The 22,062-nt window shown below is 69.8% G+C and carries 20 protein-coding genes; 11 read left to right on the top strand and 9 right to left on the bottom strand.

All coding sequences use genetic code 11. From position 1 onward, the window contains the following. Window positions 1-77 precede the first annotated feature (77 nt). Window positions 78-623: a DUF1697 domain-containing protein gene (locus MOQ72_RS07210; RefSeq protein ID WP_242181357.1), complete on the top strand. Its 546-nt coding sequence runs from the start codon at window positions 78-80 to the stop codon at window positions 621-623. Next, window positions 620-2,155: an FAD-dependent monooxygenase gene (locus MOQ72_RS07205; protein ID WP_242181356.1), complete on the top strand. Its 1,536-nt coding sequence runs from the start codon at window positions 620-622 to the stop codon at window positions 2,153-2,155. Before MOQ72_RS07210 ends, MOQ72_RS07205 begins: the two co-directional genes overlap by 4 nt. Here MOQ72_RS07205 and MOQ72_RS07200 read toward each other — a convergent pair. The 7 genes from MOQ72_RS07200 to MOQ72_RS07170 all read right to left on the bottom strand — a co-directional run bounded on the left by MOQ72_RS07200 (window position 2,130) and on the right by MOQ72_RS07170 (window position 11,881). Beyond that, window positions 2,130-5,531, bottom strand: a complete 3,402-nt coding sequence (locus MOQ72_RS07200; protein WP_242181355.1) for an NAD-glutamate dehydrogenase domain-containing protein — start codon at window positions 5,529-5,531, stop codon at window positions 2,130-2,132. The genes MOQ72_RS07205 and MOQ72_RS07200 overlap by 26 nt on opposite strands. 92 nt (window positions 5,532-5,623) lie before the next feature. Further along, window positions 5,624-6,538: an aminoglycoside phosphotransferase family protein gene (locus tag MOQ72_RS07195; protein WP_242181354.1), complete on the bottom strand. Its 915-nt coding sequence runs from the start codon at window positions 6,536-6,538 to the stop codon at window positions 5,624-5,626. 173 nt (window positions 6,539-6,711) lie between these two features. Continuing rightward, window positions 6,712-7,485 carry an enoyl-CoA hydratase/isomerase family protein gene (locus MOQ72_RS07190; protein WP_242181353.1) on the bottom strand — a complete coding sequence of 258 codons (774 nt, stop codon included), beginning with the start codon at window positions 7,483-7,485 and terminating at the stop codon, window positions 6,712-6,714. Then, window positions 7,478-9,001 (bottom strand): tripartite tricarboxylate transporter permease, encoded by a 1,524-nt coding sequence (locus tag MOQ72_RS07185; RefSeq protein ID WP_242181352.1) that lies wholly within the window; start codon window positions 8,999-9,001, stop codon window positions 7,478-7,480. The genes MOQ72_RS07190 and MOQ72_RS07185 overlap by 8 nt, the downstream gene beginning before the upstream one ends. 91 nt (window positions 9,002-9,092) lie before the next feature. Continuing rightward, a complete protein-coding gene (locus MOQ72_RS07180; protein WP_242181351.1) occupies window positions 9,093-9,578 on the bottom strand; it encodes a tripartite tricarboxylate transporter TctB family protein in 486 nt (161 codons plus the stop codon). Continuing rightward, window positions 9,575-10,558 (bottom strand): tripartite tricarboxylate transporter substrate binding protein, encoded by a 984-nt coding sequence (locus tag MOQ72_RS07175; protein ID WP_242181350.1) that lies wholly within the window; start codon window positions 10,556-10,558, stop codon window positions 9,575-9,577. Before MOQ72_RS07175 ends, MOQ72_RS07180 begins: the two co-directional genes overlap by 4 nt. A 105-nt stretch (window positions 10,559-10,663) precedes the next feature. Further along, entirely contained in the window at window positions 10,664-11,881 is a 1,218-nt protein-coding gene (locus MOQ72_RS07170; RefSeq protein ID WP_242181349.1) for a CaiB/BaiF CoA transferase family protein, read from the bottom strand. 184 nt (window positions 11,882-12,065) lie between these two features. Here MOQ72_RS07170 and MOQ72_RS07165 point away from each other — a divergent pair, with 184 nt between their 5' ends. After that, a complete protein-coding gene (locus MOQ72_RS07165; RefSeq protein ID WP_308197853.1) occupies window positions 12,066-12,824 on the top strand; it encodes a GntR family transcriptional regulator in 759 nt (252 codons plus the stop codon). Further along, window positions 12,821-13,351 carry a gamma carbonic anhydrase family protein gene (locus MOQ72_RS07160; RefSeq protein WP_242181348.1) on the top strand — a complete coding sequence of 177 codons (531 nt, stop codon included), beginning with the start codon at window positions 12,821-12,823 and terminating at the stop codon, window positions 13,349-13,351. The genes MOQ72_RS07165 and MOQ72_RS07160 overlap by 4 nt, the downstream gene beginning before the upstream one ends. A gap of 209 nt (window positions 13,352-13,560) precedes the next feature. Here the strand turns inward: MOQ72_RS07160 and MOQ72_RS07155 are convergent, their stop codons facing one another. Both MOQ72_RS07155 and MOQ72_RS07150 read right to left on the bottom strand, forming a co-directional pair. Further along, window positions 13,561-14,310, bottom strand: a complete 750-nt coding sequence (locus MOQ72_RS07155) for a putative protein N(5)-glutamine methyltransferase (protein WP_242181347.1) — start codon at window positions 14,308-14,310, stop codon at window positions 13,561-13,563. Window positions 14,311-14,587: 277 nt separating this feature from the next. Then, window positions 14,588-15,232, bottom strand: coding sequence for a TetR/AcrR family transcriptional regulator (locus MOQ72_RS07150; RefSeq protein WP_242181346.1), 645 nt, complete (start codon window positions 15,230-15,232; stop codon window positions 14,588-14,590). Window positions 15,233-15,328: 96 nt separating this feature from the next. Here MOQ72_RS07150 and MOQ72_RS07145 point away from each other — a divergent pair, with 96 nt between their 5' ends. The 7 genes from MOQ72_RS07145 (at window position 15,329) to MOQ72_RS07115 (ending at window position 21,918) form a co-directional block, all read left to right on the top strand. Continuing rightward, window positions 15,329-16,858 (top strand): FAD-dependent oxidoreductase, encoded by a 1,530-nt coding sequence (locus tag MOQ72_RS07145; RefSeq protein ID WP_242181345.1) that lies wholly within the window; start codon window positions 15,329-15,331, stop codon window positions 16,856-16,858. A 98-nt stretch (window positions 16,859-16,956) separates the two neighbouring features. Further along, window positions 16,957-17,481, top strand: coding sequence for a YlcI/YnfO family protein (locus MOQ72_RS07140; protein ID WP_242181344.1), 525 nt, complete (start codon window positions 16,957-16,959; stop codon window positions 17,479-17,481). 69 nt (window positions 17,482-17,550) lie between these two features. Further along, the gene (locus MOQ72_RS07135) at window positions 17,551-18,399 is read left to right on the top strand and encodes a DUF4097 family beta strand repeat-containing protein (protein WP_242181343.1); all 849 of its coding nucleotides are present in this window, start codon (window positions 17,551-17,553) and stop codon (window positions 18,397-18,399) included. 29 nt (window positions 18,400-18,428) lie between these two features. Further along, on the top strand, window positions 18,429-19,382 hold the full coding sequence (locus MOQ72_RS07130) for an ATP-binding cassette domain-containing protein (RefSeq protein ID WP_242181342.1): 954 nt from the start codon (window positions 18,429-18,431) through the stop codon (window positions 19,380-19,382). Further along, the gene (locus MOQ72_RS07125) at window positions 19,379-20,203 is read left to right on the top strand and encodes an ABC transporter permease (protein WP_242181341.1); all 825 of its coding nucleotides are present in this window, start codon (window positions 19,379-19,381) and stop codon (window positions 20,201-20,203) included. Before MOQ72_RS07130 ends, MOQ72_RS07125 begins: the two co-directional genes overlap by 4 nt. Before the next feature lie 153 nt (window positions 20,204-20,356). Continuing rightward, window positions 20,357-21,049 (top strand): TetR/AcrR family transcriptional regulator, encoded by a 693-nt coding sequence (locus tag MOQ72_RS07120; RefSeq protein WP_242181340.1) that lies wholly within the window; start codon window positions 20,357-20,359, stop codon window positions 21,047-21,049. Between the two features lie 35 nt (window positions 21,050-21,084). After that, window positions 21,085-21,918 carry a class I SAM-dependent methyltransferase gene (locus tag MOQ72_RS07115; RefSeq protein WP_242181339.1) on the top strand — a complete coding sequence of 278 codons (834 nt, stop codon included), beginning with the start codon at window positions 21,085-21,087 and terminating at the stop codon, window positions 21,916-21,918. Window positions 21,919-22,062: the final 144 nt, after the last annotated feature.

The following is a 22,062-nucleotide window of genomic DNA, read 5'->3' as shown; positions in this document are numbered from 1 at the left end:
ATTTTACGTGGGCCAGGTGCGGCCATCGGTGATCCCCCGTGCTGCCCGCCGGCCGATCGGGCTGAAAGAATTGTTGTGTGAGCACCTATGTCGCGCTGTTGCGCGCGGTCAACCTCGGCGGCCGTGGCCGCGTCGCGATGGCCGATCTGCGGGCGGTGGTCGCTGCCGCGGGGCATGGTGATGTGGCGACCTATCTGCAAAGCGGCAACGTGGTCTTCACCTCCGATGCCGCCGATCCGGTGGCGGTGGCCGCAGACCTGCGGCAGCGGCTGGCCGCCGAAATCGGGGTGGACACGCCGGTGATGGTGCGCACCGGCGCGGAGATCGCCGATATCGCCGGGCGCAACCCGTTCCTGGACCGGGAAACCGACCACACGAAGCTGCTGGTGGCCTTCCTCTCCGACGAACCCGACGCTGCGCACGCGGCGCGGTTGAGCGTGCCCGCTGGGGCACCCGAGGAGTTCCAGCAGGCGGGTCGGCAGCTCTACCTGCACTATCCGGCCGGGGTGGGGCGTTCCAAACTGACCGCCGCCTATTTGGAGAAGCGGCTCGGGGTCAGCATCACCGCCCGCAACTGGAAGACCGTGACCGCGTTGGCCGAGCTGGCCGGGCAGCGGTCATGACCGAGGGCGTCGTCATCGCCGGGGCCGGACCCAACGGGCTGATGTTGGCCGGTGAGCTCGCGTTGGCCGGAGTGCGTCCGCTGGTGCTGGAATCTCGCGTCGAACCCAACGAGGAACCCAAGGCCAACGCTGTCATGGGGCAGGCGGTGCGCCTGTTGGATCACCGCGGGCTGCACCACCGTCTCGGCGGCGATTCCCAGCGGCCCAGCCCGGTGCCGCGGTTCCTCTTCGGTGCGCTGCCGTTGGATCTGCGCGATCTCGCGGACAATCCGCTGCACGGGCTGGCGGTGGCACAACCGGAGTTGGAACGCGTGTTGGCGCGGTGGGCCGGTGAACTCGGTGTCGAGATCTGCCGCGGCACCGAAGTCACCGGCTTCGCCCAGGACGCCGACTCGGTCACCGTGCACCTGCACGGTTCCGACGGGCCGCGCACTGTGCGCACCCGTTATCTCGTCGGTTGCGACGGTGGGCACAGCACCGTGCGCCGCCACGCCGGGATCGCTTTCGTCGGTGCGGCGGGCGAGAACACCTGTTGGCGCGCCGCGCGGGTGATCATCGACGCGGCGGTGCTGCGCATGGACACCGCCGAAGTCGACCTCGGACACAAGCGGCTGCCGCTGTATGCGTGGACGCGTACCGCCACCGGCACGTACGCGATCATGCCGACCGGTGGTGGCGTCGTGCACGTCAGCACCATCGAATGGGATCAGGCCCCGCCCGGCGACGACGTCCCGATGACGGTGGAGGAACTGCGGGCCAGCCTGCGGCGGGTCGTGGGGGTGGACCTGACGATGCGGCTGCCCGCGGATGAGCCGCCGCTGCTGCGCCGCCGCAACGGCGGCAACACCCGGGTGGCCGAGCACTACCAGCTCGGCCGCGTTCTGCTGGTGGGCGATGCCGCGCACGTGCATTCCGCGATGGGTGCGCCGGGGCTCAACGTCGGCCTGCAGGACGCGGCCAACCTCGGCTGGAAACTCGCCGCGCAGCTGCACGGTTGGGCGCCGCCGGAGTTGTTGGCGACCTACCAGGCCGAACGCCGTCCGGCTGCCGAGCGCGTCGCCGCCCACACCCAGGCGCAGACCGCGCTGCTGGCGCCTGGTCAGCAGATCACGGCGTTGCGTGGGGTGGTGGCCGAGTTGTTCGGTGACGCGGCTGCCCGTCGACGTATCGCGGCGCTGCTGGCCGGGATCGACTTGCGGTACCCGACCGGGCCCGATGCGCATCCGCTGACCGGCTACTTCGCGCCGGAGCTCACCGTGACCACCACGGCTGGGGTGCGGCGGTTGGCGGAGCTGGCCCGCACCGGGCGTCCGCTGCTGTTGGACTTCACCGCCGGTGAACTGTCCACAATGGCTGGTCCGTGGGGGGACCGGGTTGACGCGGTCCTCGCGCGGCACCCCGATCCCCCGGCGGCGGGATTGCTGATGCGCCCCGACGGCTACCTCGCCTGGGCCGGTGGCGACGGGCTCACCGATGCCCTGGCCGCTTGGTTCGGGCCGCCCGCTGTCACACCGGGCGGGGGTCGGCGCTGATCTGCGCGAGATTGCGCAGGTCCTGCAACGCCACCGACAGCATCGCCACATCAAGCCGCCCGGCGCCGCGCAGCTGGTCCAACGTTTCGCGGCACCGGTCCACCGGCCCGGTGTTGGCGAGCAACCAGTCCTCGACCAGTTCCGCCGCACTCACCCCCGGCACGAACCGGGCCAGTGCCGCGCTGGTCAGCCGCCGCCGCTGGGCGAACAGGTCGTCGCGCAGGGAGATCTTGGCCAGCAGTTCCCAGTGCGATTCCGAGCGCAGCTCGACGATCTGCTCCTGCAGCCAATCCATCCGCAATCCCACGTCCAGGGCGGAGTACACGGCCGCCACGAACCCGACGTCGCGGCGGTCCCCGGCGATCTCCACCGCGTCCAGCGCCGCCGCCAGCGGTCCGAGCGCGGCGATGCGGCTGGCCAGCAGTCCCGGCACCCCGTGCCCGGTGAGCTCGTCGGTGCGCCGCGCCACCGCGTCGGCTTGCGAACCGGCCAGTGCGGCGGGCAGCACCGGGGCGAGCTGGCGGATCTGTTTGCGGAAGTGCTCGACCTCGACGGCGATGTCCACCGGCGGCCGCCGGTGGCGCAGGAACCACAGTGTGCCCAGCTGGCAGAACCGTTGCAGGTCGTGGAACATCTCGGTGCGCACCCGCGGCGGGCAGTCGGCGGCGAGACCGTCCACTTCGGACCACAGGCTGTTGAGGCCGAAGATGTCCCGCGCCGCCAGGTAGGCGCGCACCGCATCCGCCGGTCGGACCCCGGTGGTGTCCTCCAGGCGGTAGAAGAATCCGCTGCCGACGTGGTCGGCGATGTCGTTGCTCAGCGCGGTGCTCAGAATCTCCCGCCGCAGCGGATGGCGCGCCATGGTCTGCCCGAACCTCTCGCGCAGTGCCCGTGGCAGGTAGTGCAGCAGTTCCTCGACCAGATACGGGTCGTCGGGCACTGGTGAGTTCGACAGTTCGCGGGCGAGGTGGTTCTTGGCGTGCGCCAGCAGCACCGCGATCTCCGGTCGCGCCAACCCCAGCCCCGCGTCTCGGCGTTGCGCCAGCACCTCGTCATCCGGGAGGCATTCCAGTTCGCGGTCGAGGTTGTGGCGCTGCTCGAACCTGCGGATGCTCTGCGCGTGCTGGTCGAGGAACACCGGCGCCTCTGCTTCCACCACGCCCAGTATTCGGGCTTGCAACCGGCTGTCGGTGAGCACCGCCGCGGCTACCTCGTCCTGCACCGCCGCCAGCAGTTCATCGCGTTCGCCGCGGTTAATCATGCCCTCGGTGATGGCAGTGTTGAGCAGGATCTTGAGGTTCACCTCGCGGTCGGAGGTGTCCACCCCGGCGGCGTTGTCGATGAAATCGGTGTTGATCCGGCCGCCGCGCAGCGCGTATTCGATGCGGGCCGGTTGGGTCAGTCCCAGGTTGCCGCCTTCGACGACGACGCTGGCGCGCAGTTGGGTGGCGTCGACGCGGATGGCGTCGTTGGCGGGGTCGGCGGCGTCCGGGTGGGTTTGCGTGCTGGCCTTGACGAACGTGCCGACCCCGCCGTTCCACAGCAGGTCCACGGGGGCGCGCAGCAGCGCCTGCACCAGCTCCGGTGGGGTCATCGCCTCGACGTCCACGGCCAGCATGCGCCGCACCTGCGGCGACAGCGGCACCGATTTGGCGCGTCGGGAGAACACCCCGCCGCCGGGGGAGATGCGGCTGCGGTCGTAGTCCTGCCAACTGGAGGCGGGCAGTCCGGCCAGGCGGGTGCGTTCGGCGTGCGAGAGGGCGGGGTCCGGGTCGGGGTCCAGGAAGATGTGGCGGTGGTCGAATGCCGCGAGAAGGCGGATGTGCGGGGACAGCAGCATTCCGTTGCCGAAGACGTCACCGGACATGTCGCCGATGCCCACGACCGTGAACTCCGCCCGTTCGGGGTCGCGGCCGCAGTCCTCGAAGTGCTGCCGCAGCGACACCCACGCGCCCCGGGCGGTGATGCCCATCGCCTTGTGGTCGTATCCGGCCGATCCACCGGAGGCGAAGGCGTCGCCGAGCCAGAACCCGTACTCGCAGGCGATGGCGTTGGCGACGTCCGACAACCTGGCGGTGCCCTTGTCGGCGGCCACCACCAGGTACGGGTCCGCCTCGTCGTGGCGGACCACGCGCGGCGGTGGCACGACCGCGGTGTCGACGCGGTTGTCGGTGATATCGAGCATGCCGCGGATGAACGTCGCGTAGCACTCCCGCACCTCCGCCTCGATGGCGGCGCGGTCCAGTCCGGCCAGCGACCGGCGCAGCACGAACGCGCCCTTGGCGCCGCCGGGCACGATCAGCGCGTTCTTCACCGCCTGCGCCTTCATCAGGCCGAGCACCTCCGTGCGGAAGTCCTCCGGCCGGTCCGACCAGCGGATCCCGCCGCGCGCCACCCGCTCGGCGCGCAGGTGCAGGGCCGCCACGCGAGGGGAGTAGACGAACGTTTCGAACAGCGGCCTGGGACGGGGCACGAACGGCATCGAGGACGGGTCGATCTTGAACGCGAAGTAGTCCTTGTTCGCACCGTCGGGCAGCCGCTGGTAGTAGTTCGTGCGCACCATGGACTGCACGAACGCCAGCACCGCCCGCAGGGTCTTGTCCTCGTCGAGCCCGGTGACCTCCTGCAGGGTTTCCTCCAACGCCGCCGGGGCGGGCCCGCGATCGCGGTCGGGGTCGAAGCGTTGCGCGAAGAACTCCAGCAGCGCCCGCACGAACCGGGGACGGCCCGCCAGGGTCGCCTCGACGTAGGTGCGGCTGAAGGTGAACCCGGCCTGCCACAGGTAGTGGTAGGCCGCGCGCACCAGCGCGGCCTGCCGCCACGGCAGTCCGGCGGTGAGCACCAGCCGGTTGAAGCCGTCGCGTTCGGCGCGGCCGGTCCACATCGCCGCGAAGGCGTCCTCCACCAGCCGGGCGGAGGTGTCGGTGAGCTCGTCGAGGTCGTGCAGCAGCCCGAAGTCGTCGACGCGGGCTGGCGGTCGGTCGGCGGGGTGGACCTCGTAGCTGCGGTGGTCGGCCACCCGCAGGCCCAGCCCGGCGAAGATCGGCAGCACCTCCTGCAGCAGTGGTGCGGCATCGGGCCAGCAGATCCGCAGCCGCACCCAGCCCGGCGGCTGCTGCGGTGCCCGGTATATGCGGCCCAGCCCGCACCGGACCGGGCGGCCTTGCATGATCGCGATGTCCTCGACGGCTTGCCGCACCGGTGAGTCGTTCCGGTAGCCAGGGGGGAACGCCTGGTGGTAGGCGGCGGCGACCTGGCGGCCCTCGGCCGCGCCGAAGGCCGCCGCCAGCTCGTCGGCTACCTCCTCATCCCACCGCACATACCGCTGCGGGTAGGTTCCGCGCGGCTCGTCGGCCGCGGGTGCGCGTGGATGCATGGCGCCTTGCCTCCTCGGCTGCGACACCGAGCGCTGCGACATCGACCAGTCTCATCCGCCGCCACCTGGGGCGGGTAGGGCAGTTAGACCGCTCACGGGCCCAGCGGGACCAGGGCTTGCGCGATGGCGACCTGCACCGCGTCCAGGGTGGTGGCGCCGTCGTCGATGTCCCACAGGCAGTTCTGCAGCACCCGCCCCAACGTCCAGCCCGCCGCCCGTTGCCGGTCCAGGCCCAGGGTTTCGACCAGGACCGCGAACCGGCGCCGCACGGCGGCGGTGATGTCGCCGGTGGCGACGATGTCGTCCCACCGGTTGTCCAGGGCGGGCAGCAGTTCGAATCCGGGGTCACCGGCCATCGGTTGCGGATCGATGGCCAGCCACGGTTCCCGCTGCCCGGCCAGCACGTTCTCGTAGTGCAGGTCCCAGTGCAGCAACTGGTCGCCGGGTTCGTCGAGCAGGTCGGCGACCGCGCCCGCGCAGTGGCGCAGCAGCCGCTGCTGCCCCGGATCGGCCAGCCGCGCGCACGCGCGGTCGAGTTGGGTGAGCATCGCGGCGGCGATGTCGGCCAGCCGCCGCAGCCCGGTGGGTGCGGGCAGCGCGCTCAGCCTCGCCAGGAGTTCGGACAGCAGCCGCAGCGCGGCGAGATCATCGTCGACGTCGGCCAGTGAGCGCGGTTGCAGGCGTTCCAGCAGCATGCTTCCGGATGCCGGGTCGTGCTCCAGCAGCCGCACCGCGCCCCGCCCGGCCCAGGCCCGCAAACCCACCGGTTCGCCGACGGTGTCGTCGGTGACTGGTTGCAGCTTCAACACCGCGGGCGTGCCGTCGGCGCGCAGCACCGGCAGCACCAACGCCACCATGCCGTGCCGGGGCGCCCCGTCGAGCCGCAGATCCCACGCCGCCACGCGCTGCCCGGCCAACCGGGGCAGCGCGTCGATCCACTCCGCTGAACCGAAAACCCTGCGATGGGTGGCCGCCAACTCAGCTGGAACCACCAGGGAAAACGACATCTACTCCTCCGTCGTGACGAATGAACCGAGCAACGAAGGAGCAGCGGGCGGGCCACGCGGACGTCAAAGCACGACAAATATCCTAGCGATTTCAGGCATTCATGATGTCGGAGATCCCACAGCGAGAAAGCCTCTGAGGTTCCGCTCCCCGCAAACCGCGTCTGAAGCAGTCTCTAGTGGCCGGTCCAGTTGCGGGGGGTTTTGTCGAGGAAGGCGCGCACTCCGTGGCGGAAGTCGTCGCTGCCGAACACCGTGCGCACCAGGTCGTCGCCGTCGGGCAGGTTCGCCTTCCGCAGCCTGCGCACCGCTTCCTTGGACGCCCACATCGTCAGCGGCGCGTGCTGCACCAGCCGGTCCACCACGCCCGCCACGGTCGCGTCCAGTTCGTCGACCTCGCACACTTCCGCGACGAACCCGGCCGCGTGCGCTTCCTGCGCGCTGAACAGCCGCGCCCGCAGCAGCATGTCCTTGGCCCGCGCGGGCCCGAGGTGGAACACCAGCAGCGAATAGGTGTTCATGGCCAGGCAGTTGCCCAGCGTGCGCGCCACCGGCACCCCGAAACGTCCGGTCACAGTGGACACCCGGATGTCGCACACCGCCGCCAACGCGATGCCCGCGCCCACGCAGAACCCGGAGATCGCCGCCACCGTGGGCACCGTGGTGGATTCCAGCCGCTCCAGCACCGCTTCCATCTTGTTCTCGTACGCCACGCCGTCGTCGCCGCTGGTGAACTCGGCGAACTGGGCGATGTCGGTTCCGGCCACGAACGCCTCGTCACCGGCGCCGCGCAACACCATCACCCGGATGTCGTCGTCGGCTTCGGCCGCCTCGCACGCCGCGACCAGCCCGTCGTACATCTGCCAGCTCATCGCGTTGCGCTGCCGCGGCCGGTTGAACGTCACCTGCAGTACCGCGCCGTCGCGGGTGACCAGCAACTCGTCAGACATTGTGTTTCTCCTCGGTGCGGGATTCCTCCGGGGTGGGTGGCCGGAGGAATGAGCGGACGCGGCGGGTGAGCACCGGACCGGCCAGCAGCACCAGTGCCAGCGCCAGGATCACCACCGCGATCGGTTTGGTCAGGACCAGCCACAGGTTGCCGTCCAGCAGCGCTGAGGACTGCACCAGTGCCTTCTCGAACAGCGCCCCGATGACCACGCCGACCACCAGCGGCGCCATGGGCAGGTCGAAGCGCTTCATGCCGTAGCCGATGATCCCGAAGATCAGCACCAGCCACACGCTGAAGAAGTTGTTGTCGATGGCGTAGGCGCCGACGAAGCTGGTGAACAGGATCAGCGGGTACAGATAGGCGTAGGGGATGCGCAGCAACTGCGCGAACACCGGCGCCAACGGCAGGTTGAGCACCAGCAGGATCACATTGCCGATGAAGAACGACACCAGCAGACCCCACACCAACTCCGGCTGCTCCTCGAACAGCAGCGGTCCCGGCTGCACTCCGTAAACCGTCAACGCGCCCAGCAGCACCGCCGTGGTCGCCCCGCCGGGGATGCCCAGCGTCAACGTCGGGATGAAGTTGGCGTTGGCGGCGGCGTTGTTGGCGCTCTCCGGCGCCGCCACCCCCTGGATCGCGCCGTGCCCGAACTGCGCGGCATTGCGCGACAGGCGTTTTTCCAGCCCGTAGGCCATGAACGACGCCAGCGTCGACCCGGCACCGGGCAGCGTGCCCAGCAGGAATCCGATGACGCTGCCGCGGCCGATCGCCCCGGCGGAATCGCGGATGTCGCGGCGGCGGATCACCAGGTCCCGAAACCGTGCCCGGATCGGCGTGGCCGCACCCACCCGGATCTGGTACAGCACCTCGCCGACGGCGAACAGGCCGATGACCACCTCGATGTAGGGGATGCCGGAGAGCAGGTTGATGTTGCCGAAGGTGTAGCGGGCCTCGCCGGTGCCCGCGTCGATGCCCACGCACGCCAGGAGCACCCCCGCGCACGCCATCGCCGCGGCCCGCAGCTTCGACCCGGTGGACAGCACCACCATCGTCACCAGCGCCAGCACCATCACCGCCAGGTTCTCCGGCGGCCCGAACCGCAGCGCGAACGCCGCGAACGGTGGTGCCAGCGCGGCCAGCAGGACCAGGGAGAGGATTGCCGCGGCGAACGACCCGATGGCCGCGATCGCCAGCGCCGCACCGGCCCGGCCCTGCCGGGCCATCTGGTAACCGTCCAAGGTGGTCACCACGCTGGCCGCCTCGCCCGGTGTGGACAGCAGCACCGATGTGATGGTGCCGCCGTACTGCGAGCCGTAGTAGATCCCGGCCAGCATGATCAGCGCCGTCACCGGCTCCACGGTCAACGTCAACGGGATCAGGATCGCCACACCCGTGCTTGAACCCAGACCGGGCAGCAACCCGATCACGGTGCCCAGCACCACCCCGACGAAGCACCACAACAGGTTCGTCGGAGTCAACGCCGTCGATAAGCCCAACAACAAGTTATCGATCACGTGCGCCTCCGCGGGTTGAGAAGGTGCGCGGCAGGAAGTTGACGGAAAGCGGCTTCAGGCGAAAGTGTCGTGGTGCGCATCGGCATCCCGCCTAGAACCCGAACACGCCGGTGGGCAGCGGCACCCGCAACACCACCGCGAAGATCACGTGCATCGCCGCCGCCGACACCGCGGACAACGCCAGCGCGGGCAGCACCCGCCGCCGCTCCAGCCAGGTCGAGATCACCAGTACCAGCAGCCCGAACGCGGTGACCATGCCCACCACCGGCACCACCAGCAGCGCCGCGGGCAGCAGCGCGAACACCCGCCGCAGGATCCACATCCGCTGTGCCGGGCTGCGCCCGAAATCGTCGGTGCCGCGCTCGGCTTCGGCCTGTCCCGGCCGCCGCAGCTGCTCGACCAGCAGCAGCGCTGACAGCACCGCCAGCAGCCCACCGGCCACCAAGGGCAGGAAACCCGGCCCGATCCGCGACTCCGGCAGCAGCACGCCATATCCCAGCGCGCTGACCGCGAAACCCGCGCCCACCAGCGTCAGCCCGCTGAAGAGCACCACCTGGCCCAACCGCTGATCCGTCATCGCCGCACCACCTGCGCCAGCAGCTTCTCGCTGTCCTGCAAATACGCGCCGAACTCCGCGCCGAAGGCCACTCGCGGCTGCAGGTACTCCGACTCGACGTAGTCGGTGTAGGCGGGGGATTGGGCGAAGCGGCGGGCCGCGTCGATCCAGTACTCGGCGGCCTGCGGATTGAGCCCGCCCGGTGCGATCATCCCGCGGAACTGCGCGAACGTCACCGGCACGCCCTGCTCCACCGAGGTGGGCACCGCGGCCAGTTCCGGGTAGGTGTAGCGCTGGTCGGCGAAGACGCACAACGCCTTGAGCTGCCCGGCGCGCAACTGGCCGATGACCTCGCTGGGGTTCAGCGACGCCAACTCCACCTGGCCGCCCAGCACCGCGGCGACGGCCTCCCCGCCACCCTCGTAGGGCACCGTGTCGACATCCGCGCCCGCCACCCGTTCCAGCTGCGAGAACACCACCGCGTCCGGTCCCACCGCGCCGGAAATCCCGGCCAGCACCCGCCGCTGGCGGCTTTGCGCCACCGCGTCCGCGCAACCGGTGATCGGCGAATCCGGCCGCGCCACCAGCAACGTGTAGTCCTCGCCGACCTTCATGATCGGCGTGAAGCTGCGGTAGGAGAACGCCACGTCCACGCTCAGCGGCAACGACAGCAGGGACGTCTCGGTGGCCAGCAGGTAGTTCGGCGACCCGGCCTTGGCCAGGAAGTAGGAGTAGCCCACCGCGCCCTGGCCGCCCTCCCGGTTGTCGACGTTGATCCGCAGGTCCGGCTGCACCGACACCAACCCGTCGGCCATCGCACGCCCGGCGATGTCACTGCCGCCACCGGCGGCGAAGGGCACCACCATCGTCACGTTCCCCACCGGCCGCGGCCCGCCGGTACCGGAGCTGTCCCGCCCGGCGGCGCCGGTGCCACACGCACCCACCAGCGCCGCCGTGCACACCGCGGCCAGCACGCCACGGGCCAGAAACAACGCGCGCATCGCTCCTCCTTGAGCTGCGTCGCGGAAACCAAAAGCAGGTGGTTGCAGAAGAACTTCGCGCGGCCTGGCCAGGCCAGCACCGCACCAGTGAGGTCAGCGCGGCCGCTACTGGCCGGTGGCGATCACGCCGGAATCGCGCAACCGCGCCACCTCGGCGGGCGGCACCCCGACACCGGCGAGCACCTCAGCGGTGTGCGCGCCCAAGGGCGGCCCGGCGCCATCACGGCGCGCCGGGGTCGCCGACATCCGCATCGGCGAGCCGATCTGGCGGACTTCGCCGAGCTCGGGATGCGGCGCGTCCCAGAAGAACCCCCGCTGCCCGAGGTGTTCGTCGGTGAACACCTGGTCCATGGTGGCGATCGGCGCGCACGGCACCCCGGCGGCCACCAGCACCGCCACGATGTCGGCGGTGGTGCGGGTCGTGGTGGCCACCTCGATCGCCGGGATGAGGCTGTCGCGGTGCTGGTAGCGGTCGTAGGAGTTGGTGTAGCGGTCGTCGTCGAGCAGGTCGTCCAACCCGAGGGCGTGACAGAACGCGGGCCAGGTCTTGGTCGTGGTCGCCCCGACGGTCACCCACCCGTCCTTGCTGCGCACCGCCTGGTAGGGGGCGCTGTTCTGGTGCGCCGAGCCGTGCGCGCGGCCGACCTCGCCGGTGGCGAAGTAGTTCCCGGCCTCCCACACCGCGAACGACACGCCCGCCTCGTACAGCGACACGTCCACGTGCTGGCCTTCGCCGGTGTGCTCGCGGGCGCGCAGGGCGGCCATCGCGGCCATCGCCGCGTACAACCCGCACACCAGGTCGCACATCGGCACCCCGACCTTGGTGGGTTCGCCGCCGGGGCTGCCGGTGATGCTCATCAGCCCGGCGCGGGCCTGCGCCATGATGTCCAGACCAGGCTGGGCGGCCAGCGGCCCGTCCTGGCCCCACCCGGACGCCGAGACGTACACCAGCCGCGGGTTGCGGGCGTGCACGCTGTCGTAGCCGAACCCCAACGCCGACAGCGCACCCGGTCGCAGGTTCTCCACCAGCACATCGGTGCTCTCCAGCAGGGCGTGCAGCAGGCGTTTGCCCTCGTCGGTCTTCAGATCCAGCGCCACCGACCGCTTGTTGCGGTTGAGCCGGACGAAGGGGGAACTGTGCTCGTGCAGGAACGGCCCGCTCTGGCGGACCGGGTCACCTCCGACCGGGTTTTCCACCTTGATGACATCAGCGCCGAGATCGGCCAGTTGCATCGTCGCGAACGGCGCGGCCATGAACGCGCCGATCTCCACCACGCGCACCCCGCGCAACGGGGCCTGGGCGGAGGCAGGGGAGGAAGTCATGCGCGGCTCCAAGAAATCCGGGACAAAACCGGACACCGTGATCGGCATCACCTGACTTTTGTCTACAGCAGGCAGGATGAAGCTGACAAGCTTACCCGTCGAGGTTGCTCCAAGCGGACCAGCGCGCCGCCGGTGACGCGCAAAGCACCCCGGCGCCCGGCCCCGGAAGGAGACACTGCTGGTCGTGACCGTTGAAGACAGCCCCACCGCCGCCACCCGCGCCCCGAGCATCATCAGCCCCCCGAGCCTGGTGGAACTGGCCGCCGCCACGCTGCGCCGCATGATCATCGGCGGCGAGCTGCTGGGCGGGCAGCGCATCGTGGAAAACCGGCTGACCCACGAACTGGGCATCAGCCGCCCGCCGCTGCGCGAAGCGCTGCGGGTCCTGGAACGCGAAGGGCTGGTGCGGCAGGTGCCGCGCAAGGGCGTGATCGTGACCCCGCTGACGCTGCACGACATCTACGAGATCTGCACGCTGCGCGCCGAATTCGAACGCCTCGCGGTGCGGTTGGGGGTCCCGGTCACCGATCCCGCCCGGTTGCGCCGCTGCGCGCAGGCGTTGCAGCGGATGGGCGACGCCGTCGACGCCGGTGACGAACCGGGCTACCGGGAATGCTCCTTCGAGTTCCACCTGTCCGTGGTCGGCCTGTCCGGGCACCAGCGCCTGGAGGAGGCGTACCGGTCGCTGCAACTGCAGGTGCTGATGTCCATGGCGCTCAACCGGCGGGCCCGCCGGGACCGGGAAACCCTCGCCGGTGACCTGGCCCGCCACCAGCGGCTGCTGAAGATCATCGAAGGCGGCGATCCCGACGCGGTGCTCGCCGAACTCGCCGTGCACGGCGACCGCGCCTTCCTGGACGGCATCGAGACCAAAGTGGACGGACACACCGAGGCGTCGCTGCAGTGGCTGCGGCGGCAACGCGAGAACCAGGAGGGCAAGTGAGCGCAGGGCAGTCGTTCACCCTGACCATCGACGGGATCAGTCCGCAGATCGACCCGGCGGCGTTCGTGGCGCACGGTGCGGCGCTCATCGGGCGCGTGCGCCTGGCCGCCGGTGCCAGCATCTGGTACAACACCGTGCTGCGCGGGGACCGCGAGAACATCAGCGTCGGCGCCGAGAGCAACATCCAGGACGGCTGCGTGGTGCACGCCGACCCCGGTTTCCCGGCCGAGATCAAAACCAGGGTCACCGTCGGGCACAAAGCGGTCTTGCACGGCTGCACCGTGGAGGACGACTGCCTGATCGGGATGGGCGCGGTGGTGCTCAACGGTGCCCGCATCGGCGCCGGGTCCCTGGTCGCCGCCGGTGCGGTGATCCTGGAAGGCACCGAGATCCCGCCGGGCTCGATGGTCGCCGGGACTCCCGGCAAGGTTCGCCGCGCACTGACCGCCGAGGAGCAGGCCCGCCTGAAAATCGCCGCCGAGCACTACGTGACCATGGCCGCCAAGCACCGCGAAGCCCAGCGCTGAACGCCCGGCTCGCCTGGAGCCTGTGTTGTAAGCGGCGTAGCCGCTTGCGGTGTGGGACTCAGCTCGCACCGCCGCGGGTTCTCAGGCGTCTCCTCGGGAGGACAGCTCCGACGTGGTGAATTGGCATGATGTCGGGGATCCCGGAGTCGAGGCGGCGTCTGAGGTTCCGCCACCCGCACCGCTGCGCAAACCACTTCTGGAAACAGTCTTTAGCGGGGCCGGGTCGCGATGATGACGGTGGCGTCGAGTTCCGCGCAGGTCGCCACGCGGGTGAGCAGCCCGGCGCGGGCGAAGAGCTCGCAGCTGCGCCGCGCCTGGCGGCGGCTGGTCTCGATCAGCAGGTGCCCGCCCGGAGCCAGCCAACGCGGCGCCGCCGCGGCCACCCGCCGCTGGACGTCCAGCCCGTCGCCGCCGCCGTCGAGCGCCACACGCGGCTCGTGCAGCCGGGCCTCGGCGGGCATCAAAGCGACCTCCCCGCTGGGCACGTACGGGGCGTTGACCGCCAGGATCTCCACGCGGCCCCGCAACCGGGCGGGAAGCGGCTCGTAGAGATCGCCTTCGACGACCTGACCAGCACCTGCGATGTTGCGCCGCGCGCAGCGCACCGCGCGGGGATCCACATCGGCGGCGTAGAGCCGCACGTCTTGCAGCGACGCGGCCAAGGCCGCGCCCACGGCTCCCGAACCGCAGCACAGGTCAACGACGACCGCGCGCGGCCCGGCGAGTGCGGCGGCTTGGCGGACGAGGAACTCGGTGCGGCGACGCGGCACGAACACCCCAGGTGCCACGACGATCCGCAGACCGCAGAACTCGGCCCAACCGAGCACCTGTTCCAAGGGGCGACCGGCGATGCGCTGCTGGACCATCTCGGCGAGCTGCGCCGGAGCATCCGCGGCGTCGACGAGCAGCCGCGCCTCGTCTTCGGCGAACACGCAGCCCGCGGCCCGCAACCTGGTCACGACGGTGGCCAGCGTGGAAGAACAGAAAACGGGAATGGGAGTGCCTTTCGATATCAGCGGGCACCCTGCCACGTCACCGACGCGGATCACGGCCGTGCGGGGAGAGCACCCGACCTGCTGCAGCGGTAATGGGTCTCACCTCCCCGGTCGCACGCGATGGCCGCAACACTACCCGACCGTGGTGCGCACCGAGGGCCCGTGCCAAAACGATCGAGCGGAACTGGTCGGCAGCTCTGGGAGACCCGCGAGGTCGCAGTTCCGCCTATCCCGTCGCCGCTCACTTCAGCACCGGGAGTCCGGCGATCAGCACGTCCAACCCGCGCACGAAGTCGCTCTCCGCATCCCCGGCCGACAGCACGGGCTGCACCCGGCTGAAGTGCGGCAACTTGTCCGGGTCGAGGCGGTGGACGTAGGGGTCGAGTTGTTCCCCTGGGGTGGTCCGGCTGGTGTCGCGGACGAACCCGGTGGTCGACAGCAGGATCGATCCGTGGACCAGGCTCTGCACCGCCCCGAGCGCTTGGCGGACGCCGTCATCGTCGAGCCCTGCCTCGTAGAACGCCCCGAGCAGGTCGTCTATCGGTTGCAGTGCCCGCAGTGATGTCGGGTTGGCCTGGTCGGTGGCCAGCGCCATCGGCACGACCGGGTGGTGGCGCAGTGCCCGGTACATGCTCACCGCCGTGGCGCGTACCCGTTGGGCCCAGGGGAGCTCAGGGTCGGCGCGGTCGATGCCGCCGAGCACCCGGTCGGCGATGCCGTCGAGGATCTCGGTCTTGTTGGCCACGTGGTTGTACAGGGCCATCGCCTCCACGCCGAGGGACTTGGCGAGTTTGCGCATGGACAGCCCGTCCAACCCGTCTGTGCTGGCCAGGGCCAGGGCGGCGTCCAGGATGCGTTCCCGGGTCAGCGGTTGCCTCGGTGCCATCCGCCCGTCCTTCCATCGCTTCCGGCGTTGACAGATTTACACCGTACATGCTCCGATAATTACGCTGTAAATTTACATCGTAAACGGAGTGTTCTGATGACTGATGTCCTCGTCGTAGGTGGCGGACCGGTCGGTCTGCTGCTGGCCAGCGAACTGCGCCTGGCCGGCCTGGACCCGCTGGTCCTCGAAGCCGCCGACGGCACCGAACGTCGCACCCGCAGCCTTGGCCTGCGCGGCATCAACTGCCGCAGCACTCAGAGCCTGCGGCTGCGCGGTCTGACCGAACCACTGGCCCGAGTGCAGCGGGAGATGTTCGAGCGGTTGGACGCCGAGCACGGCCACGACGGCGCTGACGCCGCACCGGGGCACCGCCTCGGGCGCCAGCTCCGGTCCCGCAAGGTGCGAGGCCACTTCGGCGGGCTGATGCTGTTCGAGGAGGACACCGGCGAGGACGCCTCGCCGCTGCGTCCGCACCTGCTCAAGCCGCATCTGTTCGAACAGGTTCTCCTTGATCGGGCCAGCGAGTTGGGGGTGCGGATCTGGCACGACAGCGAGGTCGTCGACGTCATCGACGAGGGCGAGGCCGTGCTCGCAGTCCTCGCTGACGGGCGAACTGTCGACGCGGCCTACCTGGTCGGCTGCGACGGCGGTCGCAGCATCGTGCGCAAGCGCACCGGGATCCCTTTCCCCGGCACCGAGCCGACCATGACCGGCCGCGTTGCCGTGGCCGAAGTGGCCGATCCCGACGCCCTCGCTTCGAACCAGCGCGGACCGGGCGGCATGGTCACCGTGTCCCCATTGCTCCCAGGAGAGATCTCCACCATGGAGTTCGACGGCGGGCCCGGCGACCGCACCGCGCCGGTCACCCCGGAAGAGGTGCAGGCCAGCATCCGTCGCGCCAGCGGCGTCAGCGCGACGGTCACCAACCTGACCATTGCCAGCCGGTACACCGACAACGCCCGGCAGGCGGCCACCTACCGGCAGGGCCGGGTGCTGCTGGCCGGTGACGCCGCACACGTCCACTCCCCGATCGGCGGCCAAGGGCTCAACCTCGGCGTGCAGGACGCGATAAACCTCGGCTGGAAGCTCGGCCTGGTGGTCCGCGGCCTGGCACCGGAGTCCCTTTTGGACACCTACACCGCCGAACGGCACCCGATCGGCGAGCGGGTGCTGCGCAACAGCCGCGCGCAGGTGGCGTTGATACGACCTGGTCCGCAGGTCGAGGCCCTGCGGGAGGTGCTCGCCGAGGTGCTTGCGATTCCCGCCGCCAAACGCCACTTCATCGCGATGGTCAACAGCACCGACATCGACTACGCGCCCGGCTCGACACACCCACTCGTCGGCCGGTTCATGCCCGACCTGGACCCCGACATCTGGAACCTCGTCGCCGTACCACTGCGGCAGAGCCGCGCGGTCCTGCTGGATCTGGCCGACTCGGCGGAGATCCGTTCAGCGGCGGCCGAGCACTCCGACCGAGTGCAGATCATCACCGCGTCCAGCGCATCCTGCGGCGAGTTGGCCGGTCTGCTCATCCGCCCGGACGGCTACGTCGCCTGGGCATGCGCGACAGCCGACCCCGAGGGCCTGCCGGATGCCCTCACTTCCTGGTTCGGGGTGCCCGCCTAGGCAGCAGCAGGTACCAACGACGCCTGGTGGTGCCATCTGGCAGTCGTTCTGAGCCACTTTCGCTTGCGGTGATGCCACTGGCGTGCCATGGTGATGCCATGGATTTGACCTCGCATGTAGGCAACCTTGGCCGTGAGTTCGCCACGCTCGCCGAGGCTGGCGGTGACGATGCGCGAGCGTTGGCGGAGCGGCTGACCGGGCCGCTTGAGTCGGCGATCCGGATGACGCTGCTGGATGTGCTTTCGGCCGCCGCGGACGAGATCACCCGGGAGCTGGCGCCGGGTTCGGTGGAGCTGCGCCTGCGCGGGCGCGATCCCGATTTCGCCGTAACCCCGCCGCCCGCCGAGCCACCCCAGGACGTCGTCGAAGGCGGCGCGGAGGACGCGCCGGACAGCGGTCCACCGATTGCCGAGGACGGCCCGGCCGCGCGGATCAACGTACGACTCCCGGAGCAGCTCAAGGCCGCGGTCGAGGAGGCCGCCGCGAAAGAGGGGCGCTCGGTGAACGCCTGGCTGGTGCGGGCGGCATCGGCCGCCCTGCAGCGCGCCGATCAGGGTCGACGCGCTGAGCAAAGCGGCGGCGCAAAACGGTCCCAGCAGCGCTTCACCGGCTGGGTGCGCTAACCACACCTTTTCCGCTACACATCCCTGACCTGCGGGGATGCCCTACCTACTCGTGCTGAGGGGACAACCATGCCCAATTTCGAGACACCCGAACCGATTTCCGTCGAGCTCGAACTCGGCGTGACCGGCCGCGTGCGGATCACCGCCGCCGACCGGACCGACACCGTCGTCGAAGTTCGCCCGAGCGACGAATCCGACAAGTCCGATGTGAAAGCCGCGCAGCAGGTCCGCGTCGAGTACGCGGGCGGGATGCTGCAGATCAAGGGGCCGAAGGTGCGCCCCTTCGACTTCTCCCGCAAGACCAGGTCGGTCGACGTGTCCGTCGAGCTGCCCAGCGATTCGCGGGTGTCCGGCGTGGTGCAGCTCGGCGACTTCCACGGCACCGGCCAGCTGGGGGAGACCCGGTTCAAAACTGGCACCGGGGACATCCAGGTCGAACGCACCGGTGCGCTGCGTCTGGACACGGCGACCGGTCACGTCACCGTGGACCACGCCACCGGCAACGCGGAGATTCACACCGCATCCGGCAAGGTGAGCATCGGCCGGATCGAGGGGACCGCGGTCGTCAAGGACTCCAACGGCAGCATCGAAATCGACGCGGTCACCGGCGATGCGCGGATGCGTTCGGCCAACGGCGACATCTCCGTCGAGCGCGCCGACGCGGGAGTCGACGCGAAGACCGCCAACGGCAACATCCGCCTCGGCGAGGTGGCCCGCGGCGTGGTCACCCTCGCAACCGCGATGGGCAAACTCGAGATCGGCATCGCCGAAGGCACCGCCGCCTGGCTCGACGTGAACACCGGCTTCGGGCACGTGCGCAACCTGCTGGAGGACGCTGCCCGCCCGGAAGAGTCCGACGAGACCGTCGAAGTGCGGGCGCGCACCTCTTACGGCGACATCACGATCCGCCGTTCCTGACCGGTTCCTGCCCTACTGAAAGGGAAATCATGGCCACCACCCAACCGGCCATCTCGACGACCGGGCTGCACAAGTCCTTCGGCGACCACGTCGTGCTCGACGGTCTCGACCTGAACGTCCCCAGGGGAACGGTCTTCTCGCTACTCGGCGCGAACGGCGCCGGGAAGACCACCACGGTCAAGATCCTGTCCACTTTGATCAGTGCCGACGGCGGCAGCGCGCATGTCGGCGGGCACGACCTCGCGACCGAACCCGACGCGGTGCGCGCGGCGATCGGGGTCACCGGCCAGTTCTCGGCGGTGGACAACCTGCTCACCGGCGAGGAGAACCTGCTCCTGATGGCGGATCTGCACCACCTCGGCCGCCGCGACGGCCGACAGCGCGCCGCCCAACTACTCGACCAGTTCGACCTGGTCGAAGCGGGCAAAAAACCGGCATCAACCTACTCCGGGGGCATGCGGCGGCGGCTCGACCTCGCGATGACGCTGGTCGCCAGCCCACGAGTCATCTTCCTCGACGAACCGACCGCCGGACTGGACCCGCGCAGCCGCCGGAGCATGTGGCAGATGGTCCGGGAACTCGTGGCGGGCGGGGTCACCATCTTCCTGACCACGCAATACCTGGAGGAAGCCGACGAACTCGCCGACCGGATCGCGGTCCTCGACCGCGGTCGGCTGGTCGCCGAGGGAACGGCGGACGAGCTGAAGCGCCGCATCCCCGGCGGGCACGTTCGCCTGCGGTTCGCCGATCCGCGCGGCCTCGACGCGGCCGTGCGCGTCCTCGGCCAGGTCTCGCGCGACAACGACGCGCTCACCCTGCGGGTGCCTGGTGACGGCAGCCTCCGGTCGCTGAAGTCCCTGCTCGACCGGCTCGACGAGCGGGATATCGAGGTCGACGAGTTGTCCGTGCACACCCCCGATCTCGACGACGTCTTCCTCGCCCTCACCGGCAATCCCGACAACGAGAAGGTGATCACCCGATGAGCACCCCGGCACTCACCGGCCCCGCACCTGCGGGCACTCGTTTCCACCCGCTGCGCGACTCGGTGACGATGCTGCGCCGCAACCTCAAGCACATGCTGCGCTACCCGTCGATGACCCTGATGCTCGTCGGGATGCCGATCATCTTCCTGCTGCTGTTCGTCTACGTCTTCGGCGGCACGCTGGGCGCCGGGCTCGGCGGGGTGGCCGGTGGGCGCGCCGAGTACGCCAACTACGTGGCGCCCGCGATCATCCTGATGACCGTGACGGCCACGGTCCAAGGCACCGCGATCTCGGTCGCCATGGACATGACCGAAGGCATCATCGCCCGGTTCCGCACGATGAACATCGCCCGCGTCTCAGTGCTGACCGGGCACGTCCTCGGCAGCGTGATCCAGACGATGCTCAGCCTGGTAATCGTGATCGGCGTGGCGCTACTCGTCGGCTTCCGGCCCACCGCGGGACCGGGCGAATGGCTGGCCGCAGCCGGTTTCCTGGTGGCGGTGACATTCGCGCTCGTCTGGTTCTCCGTCGCGCTCGGACAGGTGAGCAAGAGCGTCGAGACCGCGAGCAACCTGCCCATGCCGCTGGTGCTACTGCCCTTCCTCGGCAGCGGGTTCGTCCCCACCGACTCCATACCGGACGGGCTGCGCTGGTTCGCCGAATACCAGCCGTTCACCCCGATCATCGAAACCCTGCGCGGCCTGCTGATGGACAAGCCGATCGGGAACAACGCATGGATCGCGCTCGGCTGGTGCGCCCTCATCGCCCTCGGCGGCTACTTCTGGTCGAAGAAGCTGTTCAACCGCGAGTACTCGCGATAAGAGCTGGGCTGTCGCGGCGGCCGAATTTCGGGAGCAGTTGCCTGGTCAGGCAAATCCGCCCGAAATTCGGCCAGTACTGCGGGCACTTCCGCGGCGAACGGCCAAGCCCTACACTGACTGAAAAACCAGTACGGTCAGTTGGTCAGGTGGTTGGTGGAACAGGGCAAGGCGGTGCGGATCCTCGACGCGGCCGAGGCATTGCTGGTGGGGTTCGGCTACCGGAAGGTCACCGTGGACGACGTCGCGCGCCGGGCAGGCGTGGGCAAGGGCACCGTGTACCTCTACTGGCCGAGCAAGAAGGACCTGTTCGCGACCGTCCTGGTCCGCGACTCGGCCGCGCTGCTGGCCGCGGAACTCGATGTGCTGCGCGCCGATCCGGCCGAGGTCCAGTTGCACCGCGCGTTGCGCCGGTCGTTCCAGGAAACCATGCGCAGGCCCCTGACCAGGGCGCTGGCCACCGGCGACCACGAAGCGCTCGGGGAACTGCTGACCGCGAGCAAGATCGGGTGGCAGTTCACCGTCGGCAAGGTGGAAACGACGGCGCGATACCTGGCCGTGCTGCACCGGCACGGTCTGCTGGCCGACGACCCGGTGGCCGAACCGATCCTGACCTACCGCGTCTCGGCCGCGGTCACCGGTTCTTTCCTGCTGGATGGCATGCCCGGTGCCGCCGATTTCAGCGTGGCGGACAAGGCGGCCGCCCTGGCCGAGACGGTGCGCCGCGCTTTCGAACCCGACACCGAACCGACCCCGGCGATGCTGCGGGCGGCCGCGGCCGAGATGACCGAGCTGTACCAGCAGTGGCTGACCGAACTCGCCGACGCGCTGCCGGGGGAGTCCGCATGACCGGCCGCGGACGCGAAGCAGGAGGAGCACGCCGCATGTCGCAGGTGAAGGTCCAACTGGGCGAGGCGATGGGCACGTCGCTGATCACGTTGTACGGCAAGGCATTGGACGCCCGGATGTCGCCGAGCGTGCTCGGCGACGAGATGGCCGCGCAGGCCATCGACAAGATCGACTACGACTTCACCAAACTGGGGATGACGCCGAAACTGGCACCCAATGCGGCGGTCCGCACGAAGCACTTCGACAACTGGACGCGAGAATTCCTCGCCACCCACGACGAGGCCACCGTGGTGCACCTGGGCGCGGGACTGGACCCGCGCGTGTGGCGAGTCGACCCGGCGGCGGATGTGGACTGGTACGACGTCGACTACCCCGACGTCCTCGACGTGCGCGCCAAGATCTTCCCCGAACGCCAGCACTACCGGATGATCGGCTGCTCGGTGACCGACCCGGACTGGCTGGCGCAAGTGCCCGCCGACCGGCCGACGCTGATCGTCGCCGAAGGTCTGACCATGTACCTGCGCCCGCAACAGGGGCACGAACTGTTCCGGCGGATCGTCGAGCGCTTCCCGCACGGCACGATCACCTTCGACACCCACAACCGGCTGGCCGTGCGCCTGGTGAACAAGAACCTGACCCGACTGTTCGGCGCGCCCCTGCTGCACTGGGCCATCGAAGACCCGCGCGAACTGGAAGCCGTCGATGCGAGGCTGCGGTGCACCGACGTGGTCAGCACCCTGCTGTCACCCAGTGCCGCCGCGTTGCCGAAAGCGACGAGGATCTTCGCCAAGCTGATGCGGCACATCCGCGCGCTGCGCGACATGAGCTTGTGCGTGCGCTACGAGTTCGGCACCGCCGACCGGGCGTGACGCGTTGTCCACAGTGGTCTGAAAACGCACTCGTGGCGGGGGCCGGGGGGCCCCGCCCGCGGGTTTTTAGCAAGTGCAGCAAAGGGCCGGGGGGGTGGTTTTGTGTGTGTTATAAAAAAAATAAGCGGCCGCCCACCGCGATAA

This window comes from Saccharopolyspora soli (genome assembly GCF_022678645.1).
GTDB classification, from domain to species: Bacteria; Actinomycetota; Actinomycetes; order Mycobacteriales; family Pseudonocardiaceae; genus Saccharopolyspora; species Saccharopolyspora soli.
The sequence above is the reverse complement of the archived record's forward strand: the minus strand, read 5'-3'. Positions and strand labels throughout refer to the sequence as shown.